21 protein-coding genes and 1 riboswitch are annotated in these 23,677 nt (G+C 42.6%); of the genes, 14 read left to right on the top strand and 7 right to left on the bottom strand.

The features are described from left to right. Positions 1 to 69: 69 nt before the first annotated feature. Both FN831_RS19520 and FN831_RS19515 read right to left on the bottom strand, forming a co-directional pair. Positions 70 to 978, bottom strand: a complete 909-nt coding sequence (locus FN831_RS19520; protein ID WP_221931358.1) for an AraC family transcriptional regulator — start codon at positions 976 to 978, stop codon at positions 70 to 72. A gap of 139 nt (positions 979 to 1,117) precedes the next feature. Next, complete coding sequence (locus tag FN831_RS19515; protein ID WP_142529876.1) at positions 1,118 to 1,579, bottom strand: Lrp/AsnC family transcriptional regulator; 462 nt, start codon at positions 1,577 to 1,579, stop codon at positions 1,118 to 1,120. A gap of 171 nt (positions 1,580 to 1,750) precedes the next feature. After that, positions 1,751 to 1,924: riboswitch (cobalamin riboswitch) on the top strand. A gap of 177 nt (positions 1,925 to 2,101) precedes the next feature. On the opposite strand from FN831_RS19515, the gene metE reads away from it, so the two are divergent. The 5 genes from metE (at position 2,102) to FN831_RS19490 (ending at position 7,805) form a co-directional block, all read left to right on the top strand. Then, entirely contained in the window at positions 2,102 to 4,408 is a 2,307-nt protein-coding gene (metE, locus tag FN831_RS19510; RefSeq protein ID WP_142529875.1) for a 5-methyltetrahydropteroyltriglutamate--homocysteine S-methyltransferase, read from the top strand. 576 nt (positions 4,409 to 4,984) lie between these two features. Beyond that, positions 4,985 to 5,632, top strand: a complete 648-nt coding sequence (locus FN831_RS19505) for a DUF6266 family protein (protein ID WP_142529874.1) — start codon at positions 4,985 to 4,987, stop codon at positions 5,630 to 5,632. Between the two features lie 2 nt (positions 5,633 to 5,634). Next, the gene (locus tag FN831_RS19500) at positions 5,635 to 6,297 is read left to right on the top strand and encodes a DUF6266 family protein (protein WP_142529873.1); all 663 of its coding nucleotides are present in this window, start codon (positions 5,635 to 5,637) and stop codon (positions 6,295 to 6,297) included. A 346-nt stretch (positions 6,298 to 6,643) separates the two neighbouring features. Next, positions 6,644 to 7,000, top strand: coding sequence for a helix-turn-helix domain-containing protein (locus FN831_RS19495; RefSeq protein WP_142529872.1), 357 nt, complete (start codon positions 6,644 to 6,646; stop codon positions 6,998 to 7,000). An 82-nt stretch (positions 7,001 to 7,082) separates the two neighbouring features. Further along, entirely contained in the window at positions 7,083 to 7,805 is a 723-nt protein-coding gene (locus FN831_RS19490) for an SDR family oxidoreductase (protein ID WP_142529871.1), read from the top strand. A 57-nt stretch (positions 7,806 to 7,862) separates the two neighbouring features. On the opposite strand, the gene FN831_RS19485 is transcribed toward FN831_RS19490, so the two are convergent. The 3 genes from FN831_RS19485 to FN831_RS19475 form a co-directional block, all read right to left on the bottom strand. Then, positions 7,863 to 8,606: an SDR family oxidoreductase gene (locus FN831_RS19485; protein WP_142529870.1), complete on the bottom strand. Its 744-nt coding sequence runs from the start codon at positions 8,604 to 8,606 to the stop codon at positions 7,863 to 7,865. Positions 8,607 to 8,774: 168 nt separating this feature from the next. Next, positions 8,775 to 9,446, bottom strand: coding sequence for a type 1 glutamine amidotransferase domain-containing protein (locus tag FN831_RS19480; protein ID WP_142529869.1), 672 nt, complete (start codon positions 9,444 to 9,446; stop codon positions 8,775 to 8,777). Positions 9,447 to 10,009: 563 nt separating this feature from the next. Then, positions 10,010 to 10,351 (bottom strand): EthD domain-containing protein, encoded by a 342-nt coding sequence (locus FN831_RS19475; RefSeq protein ID WP_142529868.1) that lies wholly within the window; start codon positions 10,349 to 10,351, stop codon positions 10,010 to 10,012. A 139-nt stretch (positions 10,352 to 10,490) separates the two neighbouring features. Between FN831_RS19475 and FN831_RS19470 the strand changes: the two genes are divergently transcribed. After that, positions 10,491 to 11,066, top strand: coding sequence for a Crp/Fnr family transcriptional regulator (locus FN831_RS19470; RefSeq protein ID WP_142529867.1), 576 nt, complete (start codon positions 10,491 to 10,493; stop codon positions 11,064 to 11,066). A gap of 349 nt (positions 11,067 to 11,415) precedes the next feature. On the opposite strand, the gene FN831_RS19465 is transcribed toward FN831_RS19470, so the two are convergent. Continuing rightward, positions 11,416 to 11,841, bottom strand: coding sequence for a hypothetical protein (locus FN831_RS19465; RefSeq protein ID WP_142529866.1), 426 nt, complete (start codon positions 11,839 to 11,841; stop codon positions 11,416 to 11,418). Between the two features lie 350 nt (positions 11,842 to 12,191). Here FN831_RS19465 and FN831_RS19460 point away from each other — a divergent pair, with 350 nt between their 5' ends. Beyond that, complete coding sequence (locus FN831_RS19460; RefSeq protein ID WP_142529865.1) at positions 12,192 to 12,656, top strand: TonB-dependent receptor; 465 nt, start codon at positions 12,192 to 12,194, stop codon at positions 12,654 to 12,656. A 208-nt stretch (positions 12,657 to 12,864) separates the two neighbouring features. Here FN831_RS19460 and FN831_RS19455 read toward each other — a convergent pair whose 3' ends face one another. Then, the gene (locus tag FN831_RS19455; protein WP_142529864.1) at positions 12,865 to 13,770 is read right to left on the bottom strand and encodes a DUF6588 family protein; all 906 of its coding nucleotides are present in this window, start codon (positions 13,768 to 13,770) and stop codon (positions 12,865 to 12,867) included. Between the two features lie 309 nt (positions 13,771 to 14,079). Between FN831_RS19455 and FN831_RS19450 the strand changes: the two genes are divergently transcribed. From FN831_RS19450 to FN831_RS19420, 7 genes are all read left to right on the top strand, one after another. Next, a complete protein-coding gene (locus FN831_RS19450) occupies positions 14,080 to 16,479 on the top strand; it encodes a TonB-dependent receptor (RefSeq protein ID WP_142529863.1) in 2,400 nt (799 codons plus the stop codon). Between the two features lie 282 nt (positions 16,480 to 16,761). Beyond that, the gene (locus FN831_RS19445; RefSeq protein WP_142529862.1) at positions 16,762 to 16,986 is read left to right on the top strand and encodes a hypothetical protein; all 225 of its coding nucleotides are present in this window, start codon (positions 16,762 to 16,764) and stop codon (positions 16,984 to 16,986) included. Between the two features lie 21 nt (positions 16,987 to 17,007). Next, positions 17,008 to 18,264, top strand: a complete 1,257-nt coding sequence (locus tag FN831_RS19440) for an MFS transporter (protein WP_142529861.1) — start codon at positions 17,008 to 17,010, stop codon at positions 18,262 to 18,264. A 152-nt stretch (positions 18,265 to 18,416) separates the two neighbouring features. Continuing rightward, positions 18,417 to 19,538: a porin gene (locus FN831_RS19435; protein ID WP_142529860.1), complete on the top strand. Its 1,122-nt coding sequence runs from the start codon at positions 18,417 to 18,419 to the stop codon at positions 19,536 to 19,538. 14 nt (positions 19,539 to 19,552) lie between these two features. Then, positions 19,553 to 21,028: an anion permease gene (locus FN831_RS19430; protein ID WP_142529859.1), complete on the top strand. Its 1,476-nt coding sequence runs from the start codon at positions 19,553 to 19,555 to the stop codon at positions 21,026 to 21,028. Positions 21,029 to 21,088: 60 nt separating this feature from the next. Next, a complete protein-coding gene (locus FN831_RS19425; RefSeq protein WP_142529858.1) occupies positions 21,089 to 21,769 on the top strand; it encodes a succinate dehydrogenase cytochrome b subunit in 681 nt (226 codons plus the stop codon). Beyond that, a complete protein-coding gene (locus tag FN831_RS19420; RefSeq protein WP_142529857.1) occupies positions 21,760 to 23,676 on the top strand; it encodes a fumarate reductase/succinate dehydrogenase flavoprotein subunit in 1,917 nt (638 codons plus the stop codon). Before FN831_RS19425 ends, FN831_RS19420 begins: the two co-directional genes overlap by 10 nt. The last annotated feature ends 1 nt before the right edge of the window (position 23,677 follow it).

The following is a 23,677-nucleotide window of genomic DNA, read 5'->3' as shown; positions in this document are numbered from 1 at the left end:
TTTGATGATCAAAATTATGGCTGTTTTAAACGCCTTTTTATAACCAAATCAAAGAGCTTTATAGGAATTTCAAAGGTTGTAGCTTCTTCTGAATTCAGCGGGCGTAATACCAATGTTTTTTTTAAAGAAATGACTAAAACTGGGTTGCTCAGTAAAGCCAATAGCGTAGCCGATATTTTGGAGAGTCCAGTCTGTTTGAATCAGTAAGATTTTACTTTCCTCCAATAAGCGGTTTCTGATATGCGCGCTTACATTTTGGCCGGTCTGTTTTTTCAGCAGGGCATTGAGGTGATTAGGGTGAATATTCAACTGATCGGCAAACTGTTTTGCAGTTTTAATTTCAATAGACTTTTCATAATTGATATTAGCGGTTTCCTTTTCCAGCAGCTGGAAAAAGTCATGTACCTTACGGTATGCCAAAGATATTGCGGTAGATTTGGAATAAGAGGCTATTTTGCTGGCTTCTACCATAATCAGCTGCATATATACCTGTAAGGCATCCTCTGCAAATTCAGCATCGCTTTTTTCTTCTTTATACATCTGCAGAAAAATTCCATTCATGTTTTTAATCGTCTCTCCAGGTAAGGGGATTACGCTTCTGCTGGTGTCATTAAAAAGACCATACTTGTTCATTAAAGCTTTCAGCAACGAATTTTTATCAGTAAAACTTCTTTTGACAATGCAGAAATATCCGCTGGTTACTTTATTTATAGAAAGGTTCTTCCATGAGATGATGTCATTCGGGTGAATAAATAAAAGTGTAGGTTCTTCAATAGGATAGGTATTGGTTCCGATCGTGAAAATACCACGCCCTTCATCTATGAATATGATTTTGTAAAAGCCACGTCTGTTGGGCGACAGGTAATTTTTGCATATTAATTCTTTCCTGTCAAATATTCTAATGTTCCTGTTATCAAAGTAATCTCTTCTTACCGGTAACAAATCGGGAATGTCCCTTAACAATTCTATGTTTTCCATGCTTATCATATTAAACCGATCGTTCTTTTATTAGATAAAAAAATATCCCGTCATATTGATTCTCCAATGCCGGGCATGCAACAAAATTACTATAATAAACCGATCGTTCCAAGATAAAATATATTTGAACTCTTTCAAGTTAAAAACTGATATTATGGGTGTTTTTGATCTCGGCCATCACAAAAGTACTGTGGGTACTGCCTATACCTTCTACAGAACCCAGTTTATTGAACACAAAATCCTGGTAATGTTTCATGTCCCTGGCGTATACTTTCAGGATAAAATCATAGTCCCCCGAAATGTTATAACATTCCACAACCTCATCAATATTAAGGATGTCTTCTACAAACTGGTGCCCTATTTTTTTGTCATGCTGCTTGAGCTTGATATTACAAAAGACGATAAAACCCCGGTTAAACTTTTCTGCGTCCAGAATTGCAATGTACTTTTTAATAAATCCACTGCTCTCCAGTCTTTTCATGCGTTCAAAAACGGGTGATGGAGAAAGGTTCACCATCGCCGCAAGTTCTTTATTGGTATGGTTAGAATCGTTTGCCAGGATCTTCAGCAGCATTAAATCGATTTCATCTAAATCTGTCATAGAATAATTTTCTCTTTAAGGGATGAAAGTAAGTATTTATAAGCGTATTTTTCTGACTTATCGTTCTAAACAAGATGATATGTCTGATTTTTATCTTTTCACAAGTTTTATCGTCTGCGCATCTATCTTTGTAACAGTTTACTGATTTGTAATAATTAGAGTTCTTTACATATTTCAACAATCGGAAAAGGTTTTACTTAGCTGTAAATGAAAAGGGAACCGTGTGCAAATCACGGACTGTCGCGCAACTGTAAGTAACATTAAGGTTTTTATCCATCAAACAAGAAAGGAAGGTTGATAAAAACTGTTACAAGTCAGGATACCTGCCTGTTTCGTATTGACGATGCTTTCGCGATTGAAGTTGATGTCAGATTGGTACGTATGATGCAGGCAAAACCTTATGGGTTTAATTTCCCGCAGCTTACATGTGTACTTTTCTTTCCTTTATTCCTGCTGCAGAGTATCCTGAAAGCATGAAGGACTTTTTACAATGATTATTAACCATTTAAAAAGTTGAAAGAAATGTTAACACAAAACCTCGGCTACCCGCGAATCGGAAGCCAAAGACAACTCAAAAAAGCCTCCGAACAATATTGGGCAGGTAAAATTGATCTTAGAGAACTCAATAAGGTAGCCCAAGCCATCAAAGAACAGAACTGGAACACGCAGTTGGATGCCGGCACCGATCTTATCCCCTGCAATGATTTCAGTTTTTACGACCAGGTACTGGACACCAGTTTTTTACTGGGCAATATTCCTCATCGTTATTCAGCAGTACTATCAGAAATCAAGTCCAACCAGGAAATCGATCTTTATTTTGCAATGGCCCGTGGCTATCAGAAAGATGGACTTGACATTACCGCTATGGAAATGACCAAATGGCTGGATACCAATTACCACTACATTGTACCAGAATTTAACGCTAATCAGGAATTCCGCATTTTTAGCGAGGCTATTTTCGGCGAATATAACAGCGCAAAAAAACTGCTTGGAGAAAAGGCAAAACCTGTGCTGCTGGGGCCGGTAAGTTATTTGTTGCTGGGCAAAGAGAAAGAACAAGGCTTTGAACGTATAGACCTGATTAAGAAACTGGTGCCTGTATACATAGAAATTATTAACCGCTTAAGGCTGCAGGGGGCTGTATGGATCCAGCTGGACGAGCCCTGTTTTGCGCTGGATCTTTCAAAAAAAGAAAAAGAAGCTTTTGAATATGCTTATCGTGCCATTGCCAACCGGGTGAGTGGCATCAAGCTGCTTGTTGCCACATATTTTGAAGCTTTGCTTGATAATACACAGCTGGCAGTATCACTTCCTGTACATGCCCTGCATATTGATTTGGTACGTGCACCAGAACAGCTGGATGAGGTGCTTGCGCTGATACCAGAGCGCCTGAAACTTTCTTTAGGAGTAGTAGATGGCCGTAACGTTTGGAAGAATGATTATGCGAAATCTCTGGTGCTGATCAATAAGGCAGTAGAAAAATTGGGTACCGACCGTGTGCTGATTGCCCCTTCATGCTCATTGCTGCATAGCCCGATTGATCTTGAACTGGAAACTGCAATTGATCCCGAGATCAGAAACTGGATGGCTTTTGCCAAACAAAAACTGACCGAAGTAAACGAGATCCGTCAGATAGCAGAAGGAAAAACTATGTTACTTGAAGCTAATAAAGCGGCTATTGAAAGCAGGGCTTCCTCACAAAAAGTACACAGGCAAGAGGTGAAAAAACGTATTGCAGCAATCAGCGAAGCTGATGCTACCCGCAAAAGTGCATTCCCGATCCGTCAGCGCCTACATCAGCAGCGTTTCAATTTGCCGACTTTCCCTACAACAACCATTGGTTCATTCCCCCAGACAGAGGATATCCGTCAGCTGCGCGCCATGTTTAAGAAAGGTGAATTAAGCCTTAAACAGTATGAGCAGGCCATTGAGCAGGCAACGATTGAAACCATCCGCTGGCAGGAAGAAATTGGCCTGGATGTGCTGGTTCATGGTGAATTTGAGCGTAATGATATGGTAGAATATTTTGGTGAGCAGCTGGATGGGTTCCTGTTTACTAAAAACGGATGGGTACAAAGTTATGGCAGCCGTTGTGTAAAACCTCCGGTGATCTATGGTGATGTAAGCCGCCCCGCTGATATGACGGTACGCTGGAGCACCTTTGCTGCTGCACAAACTGATAAACCGATGAAAGGAATGTTAACCGGGCCTGTAACCATTTTACAATGGTCGTTCGTGCGTGACGACCAGCCCCGTGAAACCACCACCAACCAGATTGCTTTTGCAATCCGTGATGAGGTAATCGCGCTGGAAGCAGCGGGAATTGCCATTATTCAAATTGATGAGGCCGCAATTCGTGAAGGACTTCCGCTCAGAAAAGCCAAGCACCCGCATTACCTTAACTGGGCTGTAAAAGCTTTCCGTATCACTGCCAGCGGTGTGCGGGATGAAACTCAAATTCACACACATATGTGTTATAGTGAGTTCAATAATATCATTGAACATATCGCCGCTATGGATGCTGATGTGATCACCATCGAGACTTCCAGGTCACAAATGGAATTGCTCCAGGCTTTTGCACATTTCGAATATCCAAACGAGATTGGCCCTGGTGTTTACGATATCCACTCACCACGGGTTCCAGGCACTGAGGAGATGGCTTCGTTATTGGCTAAAGCAGCAGACCTGCTTCCGGCACGTAACCTTTGGGTAAACCCAGACTGCGGACTGAAAACCCGTAAATGGCCGGAGACCAAAGCAGCATTGGAAAATATGGTTGCTGCGGCCAGGATGGCGCGTGAACAGATCACTGTAGAAGATGTAATTTAAGACAGCAGAGGCTGTATTGAGAAACCTCTTATTTACGTATCTCAATCGTCGCCCGTTCGTAGCATGATGTATCATCGTTTTGTTCAAAAACGATCCTGTACCGTTTTACAACCGTTCCTGTACCGTACCTTCTGTACCCCTTTAATACTCCATCCATACCACAACCATACTGCATCTTTACCCCTTAGGTATAGTTGCAGTATGGTTGTGGTATGGATGGGGTAAGCATGGTACGGTGCAAATACGGAGCTGAAACGGTAAAGACATGTTATAAAGCAAACCAGTATACGAACGATAGACAAACAGTGTAGGGAGGAAGCATGGTTTAAGGCAAAAACAAACCAGTAATTACATACTGAAACATATATGTTTCAACACCGTTAATAAAATTACATATTATTTGCAAATATATATTTTTAGTATTACTTTTGTGTAATTTTTCAATAGGGTCTTACACCCGTCAAGCGATAAGTTCCGTATAAGATACAATTTTTAGCAGCCTGCAGATTTCGATTATTGCATGATCCGGCCCGGAAAAATATAACTAACTAATTTTTTCACTTAAATCATTTAATTATGGCAATTATTACAAGTGGCCCATTTGTCGGCTACTCAGGCACAATTGACGGGATTACCTATTGCCAGCTTCCCGATGGCAGAACTTATTCAAAGCGAAAAAACACACCAAGCTCTTTACCACCGAGCGCTGAACAGTTGACGGTACGGGAAGACACAGGTGTTGTTTCGCAATTTGTTAAGCCTTTTGAAAACTTCATCAGCGTAAGTTACAGGACCGAAGCACGAAAAAAGTATATCAATACGCACAATGCGATGGTCAGTCAAATCAGAAAGTTTGCCCTGACAGGAAAATCTCCCAAACGCAAAATCAATTTGCGTAAAGTTCTTGTGAGCAAAGGCAATTTGCTTTCTGCGAAAAATACGTCGGCGGAGTTAACAGAAACCGGACTCAGTTTCAAATGGAGCACCGAAACGAAAGATGGTCTGAATCATCATAGCGATCAGGTGATGATGCTTGCCTATTTTCCGGAACTGAAGGAAGTAAGGTGCGATACGGGCGGGGCCAAGCGGCGCAGTGGTAGGGATGAACTTTCACTCGAAAGTGTGAAAAAGAAGGGGTACGTAGCAGAGGTGTTTATCTCATTCATCACGAATGATCAGACAGGCGTATCAAACAGTGTTTATCTTGGACGATTTATCTGGTAATTATGGCAACACAGCGAAGCCCATCAATGATAGGCAATTTCAGGGGAAGAATAGACAATGTAATCCTGACTGAATGGAGGGGTATTTCTGTATTGAAGAAAGAGGCATCAAAGCTGAAAAAGAAAAAACTTTCAGACGAGCAGATCACAAACACCAATGTTTTTGGGACAGTGAGCAACTTTCTGAGAAGTGCCAAACGGGCATTCAGGATAGGATATCAGGTACCCCGCAAGGCCGGTTTTACGCCCTGGAATGCTATTGTTTCAGATCACCTTAAAAATGCAATTACAATTCATAAAGGTCAGGCTGTATTTGATCTTTCGAAAGTCCAGCTCAGCAAACCAATCCACAAAACCCAGCAGGTATGGAACCCGGTTATATCTGCTGAAAGTGGATACAAGGTAACCCTAAGGTGGGAACTTACGCCTGAACCAGAGAAGTGCACACGTATGGATGACAAGGTTATCCTGGCATGTTATGACGGAAATACCGGAAGGTTCAGCACCTATTATACAGGCGTTAGCAGGAGCGCACTTAGCTATACTGTTGACTTTCTTGACTGGCATGCCGGCCATGATATGTACTGGTATGTATTCATGGTGTCTGATAATGGGAAACTGGTTTCAGAAACCGAGTACCTTGGCATGGTTACGGTAAGGCCGTAATTACATTTTAGATTTTTCCTTCAGATTGAACTGTTTCTCTAAGGGAAGCAGTTCAATCTGTTATTCAATCCCGATATGCCTCCACATCTTCTGTGAGCCCGGGTTTATTACGGTGCAGCTGCTGTAACTTTATAATCATTATACCTCATAACATTTATATATTTTCTCAGGTGACAATTATAATTGCTCTTTCCTAACGTAGATTTAGCCTTTTGCAGATAGTTAAGGGCTGTACCTCAACACTTGAAATCATAAGATAGATTAAGCGTTTGTTTTTTATTCGAATTATCAGTATAAAATTAGCCGCTTCATTTGTTTACCCGGTTGGAATTTTGAACTTTGCAGGGTGGAAAGGCCTAAAGAAATTACTGCTGCATTTTTGAATGAACTGGATAAGCATATCGCGGATATAGCTTCAGGACGTAAAGAAGTATTTTATGAAATCTATGATTTTGCAGCGATCTTATGCATCCATCCTATTCATTTGAGCAATACAGTGAAAGAGGTAACAGGCAAGGCGCCGTGTCATCACTGTGAAGGTAAACTCGCTATTGTGGCTAAACGTTTGCTCGAAACCACACCCATGACCATCTCACAGATCGCGTACAGGCTTACCTACAATCCCTCCGGGTTTACACGTTTTTTCAAGAAGTACGTAGGCGTTAGCCCAAAACAGTACAGGTTAGGCCTAAAACAGGCTTAAGTTTTTAATTTTCAGATTCTGAAACCACGGTAATTTTCCTTCACCGTATCCCGATACTTTTGTCAAACTAACAAAAGGAAATATGGAACTTTCAAACAATAAGATTCTGATTACCGGAGGTGCCACCGGCATTGGCCTGGGTTTAACTGAGCGTTTTTTAGCAAACAATAATAAGGTTATCATCTGCGGCAGACGTGCAGAGGTATTACAGGATGTTGCAGAGAAACATCCGCAGGTAATAACAAAAGTCTGTGATCTCTCACAAGAATCTGAACGAATAGCACTTTATGAATGGTTATTAACTAACCACAATGATTTAAACGTGCTGGTAAATAATGCAGGTGTGCAGAACTGGATGAATCCCAGCGACCCGGATTTTTACACTCACGCCACTGAAGAAATTAGAACAAACATTCTGGCCCCGCTTCACCTCACTACTTTACTGAGCAGTTTGCCGGCATTGGGTACGATCATGAATGTGAGCTCCGGACTGGCATTTGTTCAGCTGGCAAAAGTGCCGGTATATTGCGCCACAAAAGCATTTTTTCATTCTTACACGGTTTCTTTACGCCATCTGCTTGCGCCAAAAGGGATCGAGGTGATCGAAGTTATTCCTCCTGCCCTGAACACCGACCTCGGTGGCAAAGGTCTTCATGACATTCATCCACCGGTCAGTGATTTTATTAATGCCATATTCCAACAGCTTGAAGAGGGAAAGCAGGAACTGACATTTGGTTTCAGTGAATTAATGCGAAATGCTTCACCCGAAATAATTGCGGAAACTTTTGTCAAAATGAATCCATAGTGCAGTCTCATAGAGCGGGTATATTGTATTTTAAATTATACAGGCAATTTCCTGGTCTTAAAAATCCTGAGCAGTCGGCCTGATCACAATTTCATTGATATCAACATCCGCCGGCTGTTCAATAGCGAAAGCAATAGCTCTTGCAATGCTGGCAGCGGGAATAGCCATTTTATAGAACTCGTTCACACCTGCTGAACTTTCCTGATGATTTGTACTAAGTTTCAATTCCGAATCTACTGCCCCGGGTTCAATAATAGTTGTACGGATGTTGCGACCGATTTCGTGTCTCAGGCCATCACTTATTGCGCGAACTGCATATTTGGTTCCGCTGTAAACTGTACCACCCGGACTAAAAACTTTGATGCCGGCTACAGAACCCAGATTGATAAAGTGACCGGATTCCTGTTTTTGAAATATAGGTAATGCGGCGGCTATTCCATAAAGGACACCCTTGATATTGATATCAATCATATTATCCCACTCATCTGTTCTAACCTCAGACATTGGCGCGATAGGCATGATTCCCGCATTATTGATTAGTACATCAATTTTTCCATAAGTATTTACTGCCATATCTACCAGGGCCTGTACTTGTGCTTTATTGATTACATCTGTTTTTAAGAAGGTAGCAGTACCACCCTTGGATGTGATATCCTTAACGATTTGTTCCAATTTATCGGTACGTCTGGCACCAAGAACCAATATTGCTCCTTTTTCAGCAAGATGTTTTGCTGTTGCCTCTCCCAGGCCACTACTTGCCCCTGTGATTACTATTACTTTATTTTCAATATTGTTTTTCATTTTGCTTATTTCTGGAGTGATAATTTTGATAAAGCTATTATGCTTTCGGTTTATCGGTGTGTAGGTAGTTAATGTTTTAACGTAAGATTGAAACCTAATCGCTGGATAAAGCTTTCAGGTTTCAAACCTATGGGGACTGGTGCAGACCCTGCGTTATAATGACAATTGTTAGGCTTCTAAAATGGCAATTACTTTTTGGGCAGTACCACGTGCTGATGCAGGATTCTGTCCGGTTATCAGGTTTCCATCCGCAATGCTGTTATCAGACCAGGCCGCTGCTGCGTGAAATATAGCACCCTGGTCAGTAAGTGCGCTTTCCAATAAAAATGGAACATCATCTTTTGCATAGTGAATCTCTTCTTCATTAGTGAAAGAGGTGATGTTTTTATCTTTAAGTAGGAACGTACCGTCGCTAAGTTTTACATTAAGCAGTGATACTGGTCCATGACATACTGCACCAACAACAGCGTTCCTTTCATAGGTTTCTGCAATTACTTTTTTCAACAAGGCATTTTCTGGCATATCTACCATTGGCGCCAAACCTCCCGGAACAAAAATAGCATCGTAAGTACCCGCATCTACATCCTCAAGTTTACGGTTGTTTTGCATTTTGGCCCATCCGCCTTCCTGAAGGAACCTTGCATTGGAGGCCTCATCTTGTGCTTCCATATTATCCAGGGCCGGAACTTCTCCGGTAATACTTGCAAAATCTATTTGATAACCTGCATCATCAAACTCAACATAAGGGTGGGCTACTTCATCAAGAAATACGCCTGTTTTTCTGTTTTTTGGTCCAATCACCTTGGTATTGGAAACGATAAATAAGATTTTTTTTGACATGATATTTTAATTTTAATTTGTTAATTCTATTATTTCAAAAGGGCCATTGCTCTGTCTCTTGTTAATAGTATTTGTTAGTTGACATGTCAAAGGTGCAGGTATTGGAAATGAAAGAATCGTGATGTAAATCACATTTAAAATGGTTGTGCATAATTGTGATGTACATCACTTCCCGGAGACCGCCCGCAGATATCATTTGTAAAAGATTAAAAGATTGACGCTGCGAGCCAATACTACCCGGCCGGCAGATGGCTAAATAGTAAAACGGCATGGGGAATCGGAAACAAGATAACACTGATTGTAAATAGATAAAAGGTAGATGCCTTTCATCTCCGATAATTGAATAAAAATTGTCCAGTTCCTAAAACGGGCAGTCTTTTAAGACAAATTAAAAGAGGTGATTTTTTTGGATTTCTGACCATTCACGTTAGCCTAAATTATTCACAGCTGCTGAGCTGTGTTAAGGAAATTTCAACGCCAATATGTGGATGTAAAAAAGCGCCTGAAAGTTTTGACACTTTCAGGCGCTAAGCATTTAGAATATTGGTTTTAGAGATAAAAAATCAAATCACCTGATTTTCTGTAGAGATCAGGAAACTGCAGCCCTGAAGGTCAATAAACTTTCCCTCATCAGGGCGGATGATAGCCATATATTGTTCATCGGTGAATACCTTACCGAGCGCTTCCATATCATCCAGCCAGATCTCAGTGATTCCATCGTAGGCGGGTGCAGGTAAGCCAGGAGGATTTTCAAGTAACGAATGGCATTGCACGTATTTCTTAACATATTTTTTGACTACCGGGATGGAAGCGAATAGTTGGGCATGGTTCGTTTTGTGATAGGTCACAAATTCCTCATGGCTTAGCTCTTTTTTCCTGGCAAGCAGGATGCTTAATTTGATCATAGCTTTATTTTTTTGTTGATTCAAAGGTCATGACCTTGGGGTTTCCAATTCGTTGACTTCGGTTAAGAAATAAAGACAATGCGCATATGTTTATTCATGTGCGGTGTTTATTTATTTTTATATTTACTTCTCTTCAATTATGGAAAATTTCAAAGCATTTATCAATGCTATTTCGCCAATCTCCGATACTGACTTTAATCTTATAGCGCCATATCTTGTTAATATTCGGTTAAAGAAAAGGGAGAATATCTTGGAACAGGGAGAGATTTGCAGGCATTTGTATTTCCTGAAAAAAGGTTTACTAAGAATGTTTTACCTTGATCAGGATGGCAATGAAATCAATTGCAGGTTTGTCGATGAAAACCATTTTTTTGTTGATTTCAGCAGTTTTCTGACCCAAACTCCTTCAAAATATTTTTGGCAGGCTTTACAGGATTCAGAATTTTTTGCTTTAAAGCACGCTGATGTAAACACGCTATATGCCAAATGCCCAGCTTGGGAGCATCTTGGTCGCCTGGTCGCAGAAAATGTTTACCAGACCGCCAATGAACGCATTGAAATGCTGCTATTTCTTTCTCCCGAAGAACGTTATCAGTATTTGCTCAATAGATCTCCGCAGTTATTTAATCAGGTATCCCAATTTCACATTGCCTCCTACCTTGGTGTAAAACCAGAATCCCTAAGCCGTTTGAGGAAGCGTTTATTAAGGCGCTGATATTACGACTACGACTTGTTTTTTTTGTCCTGCCAGATGAAAGTAGATCTTCTATATTATCTCCATTGAATAATTTCGATTAGTCTGATTATTCCAACCCTGGATGGCTGCAAAGCCATTACTGAAGAGACACAACATGGCTGGATGTGCAGGCTGGGAAAAGTTTTATTCCCTAAGCTCATGTTTAACTATCATCAGATATGGCTGGAGGGTCTGAAAGCAACAGCAGAAAATAATCAATAAGAAGCATCTTCATGAAAACACCAATCAAAATCTCCATCGTACCCGGTAGAGTAGCTCAGTATTGGATATTACATGATTTTTTGTTAATTCCCCGCTTTATGATTATTCACAATTCAAATAAAATCTGGTCAGGAAAATCGAGCGTGGAAAAAACGCCTTTGTACTTAAGAGCCCTGCTCATACCATCCTCAAACGAAAGTTGCCCGGTTTTCTTGCCCGCCGAGATCAGAAATAAAAATGTATAAAAAATTTGTGCATCAAAGTTTACCAGGTCCTGAACCATTGCTAATGGTGTCAATTCCTTCAGGATCTCTTTTTTCTTACGATCAATCTCCAGCATTTTCTCGACCGTATCTAAATCTGCCCCCAGTACTCTAATTGCTGCCTCAACTTCATCCACCGCATAGAATTCTGCCAAATCCTCCAGTTCTTCATGTGTTGGTTTCCGCCAGAATACACCTGTATACTTTTCTGCATCCTGAGCAGACATGATAACTTCCATTTCTTCGTTAATGTGATCTCGATCGTTCATAACGTTATTAGGGTTTTTAGGTATTACCGTCTAATGATCTGTTGTTAATTATGTAGTAATAAATATAATAAATTCATTTCTTTTTTAACAACTAATTTTGAATTTACAGCAACATGCCATCATTGCTGGAGCTGTTAAAGACATACAATTAGAAAGTGGAAATTCAAGCGTTTTGTAGTAACATGAACAGGGGTGGCAAAATCTGGTCTGATCTTTTAGGAAATATTTGTTGCATAGGCTGACCTTTTCTCATTTTGCTTACAAGAATCCGCGGTTTGCTTATTTTCCTTTTGCAGTATTGGCAGACTTTTGTGATGTAATTACAAATGTTAAGTCATGGATAAACAAAAATGAAAATAGCGTTAATAACAGGTGCCAATCAGGGTATTGGTAAACAGGTAGCCAAAGAACTGGTAGCAAATGGCATAGAGTATAAAGACCCGGAAGATGCCTATTCGAACGGCCGCCGTATTTCGGCTCCGAAAGTAACGGGCAGTATCACTTACAACCCTATACGCGTAGTTGATCTGACGCTGAATTATAAAGGGATCATCAGCCATGATCAGTTTGCTAAAAATGCTACTACTGGTTTATACAATAGTTATGAAGGTCCTGAACATCCATACAATCTGTTTAATTTTGCTGCAGGATATAAAGTTAATAAGAACACGCGCCTGAGCATGGGTGTAGAAAATCTGTTTAATGAAGATTACTTCCCGGCAATCTCGCAATGGATTATGTTACCAGACTTTTACCTGAAAGGCAGGGGTAGGGCCATGAATTTAACTTTATCACAGCGGTTTTTACAGTGTTGACATCGGGTGTTCCCTGCCATAATGTTTGAGTAAGTAACGTGTTTTCCTGAGCATAAGCAGAAAAGGAAATGACGGTAGAAATAGCTAAGAGAAGTTTCCTCATGTTTGTTGAATTGATGCGTTTTAAGCCAGATAAGGCCTGCACAAATTCAACGAGAACAATTTCAAATAAAAGAAATATATATCCTGTTAGCATTCTGCTTAGGATTTAGATGCCAATACCTACACCTGCATTCACCATCCCGTAACGATCAGCGATGCCGTATGACGCAAAAATAGTAAGGACCGGAAACTTTAGCTGAAAGCCCATATCCGCCCGCCAGCCTTTCACATGTGTAAAGTCGATCTTGACAGGATCAGTATAAGTGGTATAACTAAGTCGATCTCCGGAAATACCTGTCGGAATCGGGAAATTACCTTCTATACCAAACTCGGTTTTTGAGGTATTGTATCCGAGTGCAATGTATGGTGTAAAGAATGATAGCTGTTTTGAAAGGATCATTTGTACTAAGTAATTATCGAAATTACCGTATACTGCCTGGTGGCTAAAGTCTTTCACCTGCTCAGGATCCTTGGGAACTGAACCTTCCAATGGTTGCAGATTTAGTTTCTTCTGATATCTGACCCTGTTATAACTTACTGCAAATGCAAGGTCGAAGGGTTTATGATCGTCTTTACCACCGGCAAAATCGTCCATGATATTATGCTTAATTCCAAATCCAGTTAGGGAAATTGATCCGAAATCATTGTTTAGGACGATCTTAGGTGCCCAGCGAACGGTCACATCTGTATTCAAAACCAGGCCCAGGGTAACCTGAAGCTGAGGGGAGGGAACATAACCTTTTAATACGCCCGGGGGTAGGTCAAAAGAGGTGATTTTGTTTCCATAGTCATCAAACAGGTTCATGAGCGGGCCGTTATGATCTGTATTTCCGCTAAATGTTGGCGACATCACCTCAGCTGGGTTGGCAGGTTGCAGATGATCTGAAAGGCCAATTTTTGTAACGTCGAATGCTCGTGCGTATGAAGGCACAACCACCGCAGTTCCTGTTACCCGGATATCGAAGTGCAAGAAACCTAATGTCTTTGCTGTATTTGTCCAGCCACTATTCATACCCAGAGCCGATCTGGGCGTATGAATTGAAGGATGCAAAGAGGATGATACAGAGAGCGGATAGGGTTTTTTTCACGTTTCTAAAAATATATGTTGTGACAACAGTGTCTCTGAAACTTTGTTTTTATCTATACCGGGAATTTTGGACTGACCTTATGGCGTTTTTCTTACACCGGCATAGGCAAGGTGTAACTAATTCTGCTCATTCAATAAAATATCTGAACCTCTAAGTTTTTAATTAGATTCATTATAAACAATAATTATATATTTGCTGGTGTATTACTCACACTAACACATATCCAATTATTGATGAAATCTTTACTATTAGTTCTTATCGCCTACATTTTAGCAGGCCCCTTGAATTCGTTTGCTCAGTCGAACGGAAAAATAACCGGAAAAATCACATTGGTTGATGGACAGCCATTTGGCTCAGCCTCAGTTTCAGTGGTTGAAACAAAGCAAACTACACTTACAAATGATGGAGGTCAATATTCATTTGCCAATATCCCTGAAGGCTCTTACACCATTAGGATCCAGGTATTGGGTGCGGCACAAAAAGATTTAAAGGTTACTGTAACAGCCGGACAGACTACCACCGCCAACTATCAGCTCCCAAAAGAAAATGTGCAAGCGCTTCAGGAAGTAATTATTGGTGGCAACAAAACCAATAAGTTCGCTAAAAAAGAAAGTATATATGTTGCTAAGCTTCCGATAAAGAACCTGGAAAACCCACAGGTATATGCATCAATCCCGAAAGAACTGATACAGGAGCAAATGGCTACAGACCTTGCCAGCATCGCAAAAAATGTTGCTGGAGCAGGCATACCAATGGTTGCCAACCAAGGTAGAGTTACGTTCCGTTCAAGGGGGTTTGATACAGAACCGAATGCAAGAAATGGTGTGGCTGGAGCTGCATTCGCTATGATTGACCCGGTAAATCTTGAACGTTTGGAAGTCATCAAAGGCCCTTCAGCAACATTGTTCGGTACCAGTATTTCCAGCAGTTACGGCGGTTTGTACAACCGTGTAACAAAAAAACCTTATAATGGTGTTGGTGGTGAAGTTGGATATACCGGCGGAAGCTGGAATTTGAACCGCCTGACATTTGACGTGAATTCTCCTATCAATGAAAGTAAAACTGCATTATTCCGGTTAAATGGTGCTACGAGCTTTGAGAAAAATTTCCAGGATCAGGGATTTGCCAATAGCCTTACCCTGGCCCCAAGTTTCTCTTATCAGGTAAACGACCGCCTTTCATTATTGTTTGATATAGAATTTAGTCAGGCAAAAGCAACCTCTGTAGTGCGTTTTAATCCTGCTGCCACACCCGGAAGGAAATCTATTGCTGATATGGGCTTCCCGTATAACAAAACGTTCTTAAGCAATGACCTCCCTTACACTACACAACTGCTGAATATTTTTGCTCAGGCAAACTATAAGATCTCCGAAAGCTGGACTTCACAAACTATTGTATCCCGTGCCCGCTCTTCGATCAGTGGATATATCACTGCCTTGAACGGCCGTACAGATTCTACCCTGCGTCCAAGCGTAATCACTGGATATACACAGTTCATTGCCACAAATATTCAGCAGAACTTTATCGGTGATTTTAAAGTTGCCGGTCTCCGCAACCGCCTGGTCGTAGGATTTGATTTTTATAACAACTATAATGATTTTGACAGGGTAACTGTTAATACTACTGCCGGTACTGCAGCCTCTCCTGATCTTAAATTCAGCAATCCGTACGCAGGACGTATCAGCAAGTACAAAGTGGATTCACTGGCAAGTAAAGGGGGGACACTTCGTAAAGAAACGAACAGAGACAACACCTATGCACTATATTTCTCGGATGTGATTAATCTTACAGACCGGTTAAATATTATGCTCAGCCTGCGTGCTAACCGCTACAAATTTGGTGGGGTATACAATATTGTTACTGGCCTTACTGCCGGTGGCTTAAATGGCTCTGGAACACAGACCGGTCCGTACAACCAAAACAACTTATCACAAAAACTTGGTGCGGTTTATGAAGTTTCAAAAGACCATTTATCAGTATTTGGTAACTATATGAATGGATTTTTTAACAAAAGCGGCCAGACTTCTGATGGGAGTGCCCTCAAACCTGAACATGCCAACCAGCTGGAATTTGGTGTAAAAGCAGATCTGTTTGATCACAAAGTGTCAGGTACAGTAAGTTACTATGATATTAAGGTGGCGGATGTTTTACGTGCAGACCTTACAAGTGCCAATGGCTTTCAAATTCAGGACGGTACGCAGTTGAGCAGAGGTGTTGAGGTAGACCTGACTGCCAATCCTATCGCTGGTTTAAATATTGTTGCCGGCTATGCGTACAACGACAACAAACTTACAAAGGCTGCTGTGGAGACTACCGGCAGACGCCCGGGCCTGTCTGGCCCGCCTCGTTCATATAACTTCTGGGTAAGCTACCGTATTCCTCAGGGTGAACTGCAAGGATTGGGAGCTGGATTTGGTGGTAATATTGCTAGCTGGCAATACTATACAAATACAACTACCAGCCAGATCATCATTCCTGCTTACACCATGTTTGATGCAACAGTATTTTACGATCAGCCAAGATACCGTATCGGTATAAAAGTGAATAACCTGACCAGTGAAAAAACATGGTCGGTAAGGTTAACCCCACAGGCACCTGCTAGCTTCCTGGGAAGTGTAGCACTAAAATTCTAATTTTTAATACCTGATCCCCGGCAAACACCGGGGATTTTTTTTAACCCACAAATCTAAAAGATCATGAAACGGTTTACATTAATTTTACTGGCAACTTTGGCTGGCATGATACAGGTAAAGCTGATTCATTACGATGTGTTCAGGGAAAAAGCTTCTGCAACGATGCTTTTGGAAGAGTCCTCATATCTGATAAGTTATTATATCTTCAGATTTCTATCATAATATTTGAAACAACGTGCAGCTCACAACGTTTACTATATATTTACAACAAACCATACAATTATGATCACTCCGGAAGATAATGCCTCATTTAATGAAGAAGAAGCAGACGAACAATTTAGTCAGCAGGACGTACAGTCTGATGGAATAGATGCGGTTCCACCATCTGAAGAAGATATTGCTGCTTCTGACATTGATAACTTGTCACAAGCAGATAAAGCTTCTGAATCGTCATTTACCTTAAACGTTGATAAAGGCATTGCACCAGGAAAACCGGACAGAAACTAATATACTGCCCGGTACCTTAAAATGAATATCAGTACGTTTAACGCTTTTAAAAGTCGTAATTACAGATTGTATTTCAGTGGCCAGTCGATTTCACTGATTGGCACCTGGATGCAAAAGACCGCAGTAAGCTGGGTCATCTATTCGGAAACACACTCCAAGTTTATGCTGGGGCTTACCCTCTTTGCGAGTATGTTTCCGTCATTTGTTTTTTCTTTCCTCGGGGGGATCGCCTCCGACCGTTACGACCGTTTTAAACTTTTGCTTGCAACACAGTTTGCCTCTATGGCGCAGGCAGTGCTGCTTACAGCCCTGATCTTTTTTAAACATTATAACGCCTGGGAAATTATTGGCCTGAGCGCTGTTTTGGGATTCATCAATGCTTTTGATGTACCTGCAAGACAATCGCTGGTTTATGAAATGGTTGAGAATAAGGCAGATCTGCCCAACGCACTTGCCTTAAATTCATCTATGGTCAATCTGTCCCGCCTTATCGGCCCCGGACTGGCAGGGCTTGCCCTTGAAAAATTTGGACAGGATGTTTGTTTTGGATTAAATGCACTGAGTTTTATCGCTGTGATCGGCTCCTTGCTGATGATGAAACTGCCCAGGTATATTGAAAAACCTATCACCAAAAATGTATTTGGTGAGTTGAAGGAGGGGTATGAATATATCAAAAACACGCCCTCTATTAAATTTGTACTGATCACCCTTTCACTGGTGAGCCTGCTGGTTTTACCTTATGCAACTCTTATTCCGGTATATGCGAAGGATATCTTTAAGGGGACTGCCTCAACATTTGGAGTGATAGACAGTATCATCGGGCTTGGTGCGTTTTGCGGTGCAATATATCTGGCCTCGCTGAAGCCGGGCCGGAATCTGAAAAGGATACTCGCCACCAACACCATCGTATTTGGCGTTGGACTGGTCTTATTCTCACATACTACCTGGTATCCGCTGGCGCTGGTCTTTGCGGCCATTTGTGGTTTTGGTATGATGTCTCAGATTACGATCAGTAATACGCTCATTCAAACTACCGTAGATCCCGCAATGCGGGGCAGGGTAATCAGTTTTTATGCCATGGGTTTTTTTGGAATGCAGCCCATCGGCGGATTGCTGGTTGGAATACTTTCCAAATGGATCGGTACCCCTGATACCGTGATGGCCCAGGGGATCATTACTGTCGTGATCGGTATTCTGCTTTTCCGCTTTTTAAGGATCGATGCAGAGAAACTGGCCCATGCTGCGCAGCCCTTGCCGGCAGAACTCGAAAAGCTGTAATACATTTTCAGAATAATGCACAACATTTGCGAATATGTGACGACGATCATTTTTGCTGATGATTTGAAACATCAATTCGCGCAGTAATATCAATCATCTTTGAGTAATCAAAACAGGCTGGATTAGTCTGTTTTATATTGAAATACTCATCTATGAAAAGATTTTTAATCTTGTTGCTACCGGCCATTCTCAGTATTTTACAAGTCGCAGGCCAGGAAACTCCTAAAGCCGACTCCACCAAAGCGAAGATTACAATGAAAGGCCTGTTTCAGGCCAGATATGCATTTAGCAGCCATAAAGACATTGATATAAACGGCTTGCAGCATGCCAATGGCAAAGCCATATACAATGATTTTGATATTAAGCGCGCCAGACTGCAGTTTACCTCTAAAATATCCGACCGTACAGATGTAGTCCTGTTGCTTAATCTTGCTGATTTTAAAAGTGATCCTGCAAATAAGGTTCTTGAGAATGCCTACATCACCTACAGGCTCAATCCTTACCTTAACGCAAAGATGGGTCAGTTCCGGCCTGCTTTTGGCCTGGAAGATATGTATCCGGTAGACGTGATCAAGTCCCTGGATTATTCTAACCAGTATACTGCATTTGGCAGCAATGGCTGGCAGAGTTTCCAAATCGGTGCAAGTATTTATGGGGCAGTGCCCGGTGCAGTACCTGTAAAATATGAACTCTCTGTAGTAAACGGGAATGGCAGGAACCAGACGATGGATAACGATAACGGAAAGCACTTTTCTTCGCGTGTTGAACTGGGACTGATAAAGAGCCTGAAGATGAACCTGGGTTTAAATGGTGGTCTGGCAACTGTTCAGGGAAGCAATGTGTATGCTACAGGTGTTGATCTCTCCATGGTATTGCCGGTGTGTAAAAAGTGGAAAATGGAAATTGAGACTGAATTTAAACAGGGGGATAACCACGCACTGTATTACGGACTTGATTCTGCCAAACGTGTGGGTGGCGTGTCGCTGTACCAAATGTGGGGGATGTATTTTCTGCCCAACCTGAGGTACTCCATCAATTATCACAGGCTAAGTTCCCTGGAGTTTTCCTGCAGGTATGAATATTTCGACAACAATTTCAGGCATGCCAGCAACCCAAGGCAAACCTATACGCCAATGATCGGTGCAGAGTTTCTTAAATCATACAATGCCCGCATCCAGTTTGGGGTAAACATTGATCATTACAAGAAAAATATAGTAGGTACTACCCAGTACGATAACCAGCTCTTCGTGCTGCAGGTACAGTCAAGATTATAATTAAACGAATTCTCATGAAAGCCAATCCAACAGCAGCGGTTAAGGCCCTGCCATCCCCCGCTAAAGAAATTCAGCTGGTGCCATTATTGATTACAGTGGCTATAGGCCTGATCATCTGGTTTATTCCTCCACCTGAGGGTGTGAAGCCCGATGCATGGCATCTGCTGGCTATCTTTCTGGCTACCATTATCGGTATTATCCTGAAGGCCGCAAGTATGGGCACATTGTGTATGATTGCTATTGCACTGGTAGCTGTCACCGGTGTGCTGGCACCCGGGAACCCCGCTAAGTCTATTACCCTCGCACTGCGCAGTTTTGGCGATAAGGTGATCTGGCTGATCGGGATCAGTTTCTTTATCGCCCGTGGCTTTATCAAGACAGGTCTGGGCAGCAGGATTGCCTATATCTTCATCAAACTGTTTGGTAAAAGTCCGTTGGGACTGGCCTACAGTTTAGGCGCCGCAGATTTAATTCTCGCACCTGCGATACCGAGCAATACCGCCAGAGGCGGAGGGATCATTTACCCGATCATGAAATCGATGTCGATGAGCCTTGGCTCAATGCCCGATAAGCCCGAAACTCACCACAAGGTAGGATCATATCTTACGCTGAACAGTTATTACATGAACCTGATCACATCGGCGATATTCCTTACCGGAACGGCGAGTAACCCGATGTGCCAGAAGTTTGCAGCAGACATGGGGATTCATTTCAGCTGGATGTCCTGGTTCTGGGCGGCTATTGTGCCCGGACTGGCCTCTATGATCATTATCCCTTTTCTGTTATATAAAATTTATCCTCCTGAGCTAAAGAAAACACCAGAAGCTCCGGCTATGGCCACAGAAAAATTAAAGGAAATGGGAGCAATCACGAAGAACGAATGGCTGATGCTGCTTGCCTTTGTGATCCTGTTGGTACTGTGGGTAACGGGAGATATGTTTAAGATTGATGCAACTACTACAGCCTTTATTGGCCTGTCTATCCTTTTGCTCACTCAAGTGCTGACATGGGAAGATGTGAAAGCGGAAAAAGGGGCATGGGACACCATTGTATGGTTTGCAACGCTGGTAATGATGGCCGGTTCACTAAATGAACTGGGCTTTATTCCCTGGTTCGGTCACCTGATCCAGACCCAGTTGCTGGGATTATCATGGTCGATCGCTTTTCCAATTATTGTGGTTGTTTATTTTCTGAGCCACTACTTATTTGCCAGTGCAACAGCCCATGTGGCTGCTATGTATGCAGCTTTGCTGGCTGTAGGTGTAGCCATGGGTGTTCCACCCTTGCTGCTGGCGCTGATGCTTGGATTTACAGGGTCATTATATGGAACGATCACGCATTATGCACATGGTCCCGCACCTGTGTTTTTTGGAAGCGGTTACGTTGACGTGAAGCACTGGTGGAGTATAGGTCTGGTGATCGGCATCGCCCTGCTGGTGATCTGGATGGGTCTGGGTGGTCTGTGGTGGAAGGTTACAGGGGTATATTAATACTACATAACCTGGAGCCACCCGCACTGGGCGTCAAATAAATTCACTTATTCAATCAATATGAAAACCATTTTAAGCAGTACACTTTCACGGAAAAACCTGATGGCCCTCACGGGACTCTTCCTCTGTTTTTTCCTGGTGATCCATCTGCTGGGAAACCTGCAGCTGTTGTTGCCTCCCGAACGCGCAGAAGGAAGTTTTAACTATTATTCAGACTTGCTGTCGGGCAATATCTTTATCATGATGATCTCGTATGTGCTGTACTTTTCGCTGGTTGCACATGCGGTGGATGCGTTAGTGATTACCATCCGGAACAAAAAAGCTGTTTCAAAATATGCATATGATGACCGTAAACAGGTGAGCAAATGGTATTCAAGAAATATGGGCATCCTGGGAAGCATCCTGCTGATTTTCCTGATTATACATTTCAAGGATTTCTGGTACCTCTATAAGTTTGGTACAGTGCCCAAAGACAAAGAGGGTTACAAAAACCTGTATGTGGTGGTCATCTACGCCTTTAAATCATGGTGGTACGTACTGTTGTATGTTTTTGCAATGCTTGCCCTGGGGTATCATCTGCTGCATGGTTTTAAAAGCGCGGTGAGGACACTCGGCTTATACCATCCGCGATATGCCGGTTATGTACAAATTTTTGGGCTGATATACAGTTACGCCATTACAATAGGATTTTCGATTATTCCCGTTTATGTTCACCTCACTCATTTTGGATTATGGAATTAGATGCTAAAATCCCGGAAGGGCCACTGGAAGATAAATGGAGTTTTTATAAGGCCCATGCTAAACTGGTTAATCCTGCAAACCGTAAGAAACTGCCGGTAATTGTGATAGGTACCGGCCTTTCCGGCGCCTCTGCGGCGGCATCACTGGCTGAACAGGGTTATCCGGTGCAGTCTTTTTGCTTTCAGGATTCTGCCAGAAGGGCACATTCAGTTGCTGCCCAGGGCGGGGTAAACGCGGCAAAGAATTATCAGAACGACGGAGATTCTGTGTTCAGAATGTTCTACGATACCCTTAAAGGGGGCGATTTCAGGGCCCGTGAAGCCAATGTTTACCGTTTGGCAGAATGCTCACTGAGCCTGATAGACCAGGCGGTTGCACAGGGCGTGCCTTTTGCAAGGGAGTATGGCGGCTATCTGAGCAACCGCTCATTTGGCGGTGTGCAAGTAAGCCGTACTTTTTATGCACGCGGACAAACCGGTCAGCAGTTACTGCTGGGCGCTTACCAGTCGCTCATGAGGCAGGTTGAACTTGGAAAGGTTGCCCTGTATGCCAGGCATGAAATGCTGGACCTGGTGTTGATAGATGGCAAGGCAAAAGGTATTATTGCGCGGAACCTGGATACCGGTAACATTGAACGTTATGCAGCTGAGGCCGTAGTGATCGCCACCGGCGGATTTGGCAAGATCTATTACCTGTCTACTTTGGCCATGGGCTGTAACGGCTCTGCAATCTGGAGGGCACATAAAAAAGGCGCATTGATGGCCTGCCCGAGCTGGACGCAGATACATCCAACGTGTTTACCACAGGCAGGGGACTATCAGTCTAAATTAACCCTGATGTCTGAATCACTGCGGAACGACGGGCGTATCTGGGTGCCAAAGCTTGCAGATGAAAAGCGCGCTGCAAATGATATTCCAGAGGAAGAGCGTGACTACTACCTGGAACGGCGTTATCCCTCTTTCGGGAACCTTGCACCCCGGGATATCTCATCACGGGCTGCCAAAGAACGGATTGACGCTGGATTTGGTGTTGGCGCGAAGCAGAATGCCGTGTACCTGGATTTCTCCAGGGCCATCAAAGAGCAGGGCATGGAAAAGGTAAAAGAGAAATACGGGAACCTTTTTTCGATGTATAAAAAGATTACTGCTGATGATGCCTATGCCGCGCCGATGAAGATCTCGCCGGCAGCCCACTTTTCTATGGGTGGGCTGTGGGTAGACTATGAGCTGATGACGACCATCCCGGGCCTTTTTGCGGTTGGCGAAGCTAATTTCGCAGATCATGGGGCCAACAGACTTGGTGCAAATTCATTGCTGCAGGCTTGTGTGGATGGTTATTTTATTCTTCCCTATACCATTGCAAATTATCTGGCCGGGGAACTAAAAGGCGAAAAAGCTACGGTAAACCATCCTCAGTTTGAGATTGCAGAAAAACAGGTGAATGAACAGCTGAACAGGCTGCTGGCCATCCGGGGGACAAAAACTGCGGATCATTTCCATAAAGAACTGGGCAAGATGCTTTACGATAAATGCGGGCTGTCACGTTCGGCCGGAGGATTAAATGCGGCCATCACAGGCATTCAGCAGCTGCGCAAGGATTTTTACACACAACTGATTGTGCCTGGTACTGCCGGCGAGATTAATGCTGAGCTGGAAAAAGCAGGCCGGGTGGCTGATTATCTGGAAATCGCAGAACTGATGTGCCATGATGCGCTCAGCCGCGAAGAATCCTGTGGGGCACATTTCAGGGAAGAGTACCAGACGGCAGAGGGCGAAGCGCTGAGGAACGACGAGGAGTTTTGCTACGTATCAGCCTGGGAATGGACTGGCGCCGATCAACCCCCGGTTTTACATCCTGAACCTTTGGTATTCGAATTTATCAATTTATCTGTTAGAAGTTATACTTAGG

This window comes from Pedobacter westerhofensis, from assembly GCF_900182595.1.
Classification (GTDB): Bacteria; Bacteroidota; Bacteroidia; order Sphingobacteriales; family Sphingobacteriaceae; genus Pedobacter; species Pedobacter westerhofensis.
This window is presented reverse-complemented; position numbering and strand designations above follow the sequence as displayed.

Bases quoted from the DNA above. Each gene is read 5' to 3' on its own strand.
- FN831_RS19460 (WP_142529865.1), top strand. From the start codon at position 12,192: ATGAAAATAGCGTTAATAACAGGTGCCAATCAGGGTATTGGTAAACAG.
- FN831_RS19475 (WP_142529868.1), bottom strand. From the start codon at position 10,351: ATGATCAAATTAAGCATCCTGCTTGCCAGGAAAAAAGAGCTAAGCCAT.
- FN831_RS19485 (WP_142529870.1), bottom strand. From the start codon at position 8,606: ATGAAAAACAATATTGAAAATAAAGTAATAGTAATCACAGGGGCAAGT.
- FN831_RS19450 (WP_142529863.1), top strand. From the start codon at position 14,080: ATGAAATCTTTACTATTAGTTCTTATCGCCTACATTTTAGCAGGCCCC.
- FN831_RS19480 (WP_142529869.1), bottom strand. From the start codon at position 9,446: ATGTCAAAAAAAATCTTATTTATCGTTTCCAATACCAAGGTGATTGGA.
- FN831_RS19505 (WP_142529874.1), top strand. From the start codon at position 4,985: ATGGCAATTATTACAAGTGGCCCATTTGTCGGCTACTCAGGCACAATT.
- FN831_RS19430 (WP_142529859.1), top strand. From the start codon at position 19,553: ATGAAAGCCAATCCAACAGCAGCGGTTAAGGCCCTGCCATCCCCCGCT.
- FN831_RS19435 (WP_142529860.1), top strand. From the start codon at position 18,417: ATGAAAAGATTTTTAATCTTGTTGCTACCGGCCATTCTCAGTATTTTA.
- FN831_RS19440 (WP_142529861.1), top strand. From the start codon at position 17,008: ATGAATATCAGTACGTTTAACGCTTTTAAAAGTCGTAATTACAGATTG.
- FN831_RS19470 (WP_142529867.1), top strand. From the start codon at position 10,491: ATGGAAAATTTCAAAGCATTTATCAATGCTATTTCGCCAATCTCCGAT.
- metE (WP_142529875.1), top strand. From the start codon at position 2,102: ATGTTAACACAAAACCTCGGCTACCCGCGAATCGGAAGCCAAAGACAA.
- FN831_RS19465 (WP_142529866.1), bottom strand. From the start codon at position 11,841: ATGAACGATCGAGATCACATTAACGAAGAAATGGAAGTTATCATGTCT.
- FN831_RS19420 (WP_142529857.1), top strand. From the start codon at position 21,760: ATGGAATTAGATGCTAAAATCCCGGAAGGGCCACTGGAAGATAAATGG.
- FN831_RS19455 (WP_142529864.1), bottom strand. From the start codon at position 13,770: ATGAATAGTGGCTGGACAAATACAGCAAAGACATTAGGTTTCTTGCAC.
- FN831_RS19425 (WP_142529858.1), top strand. From the start codon at position 21,089: ATGAAAACCATTTTAAGCAGTACACTTTCACGGAAAAACCTGATGGCC.
- FN831_RS19520 (WP_221931358.1), bottom strand. From the start codon at position 978: ATGGAAAACATAGAATTGTTAAGGGACATTCCCGATTTGTTACCGGTA.
- FN831_RS19490 (WP_142529871.1), top strand. From the start codon at position 7,083: ATGGAACTTTCAAACAATAAGATTCTGATTACCGGAGGTGCCACCGGC.
- FN831_RS19515 (WP_142529876.1), bottom strand. From the start codon at position 1,579: ATGACAGATTTAGATGAAATCGATTTAATGCTGCTGAAGATCCTGGCA.
- FN831_RS19445 (WP_142529862.1), top strand. From the start codon at position 16,762: ATGATCACTCCGGAAGATAATGCCTCATTTAATGAAGAAGAAGCAGAC.
- FN831_RS19500 (WP_142529873.1), top strand. From the start codon at position 5,635: ATGGCAACACAGCGAAGCCCATCAATGATAGGCAATTTCAGGGGAAGA.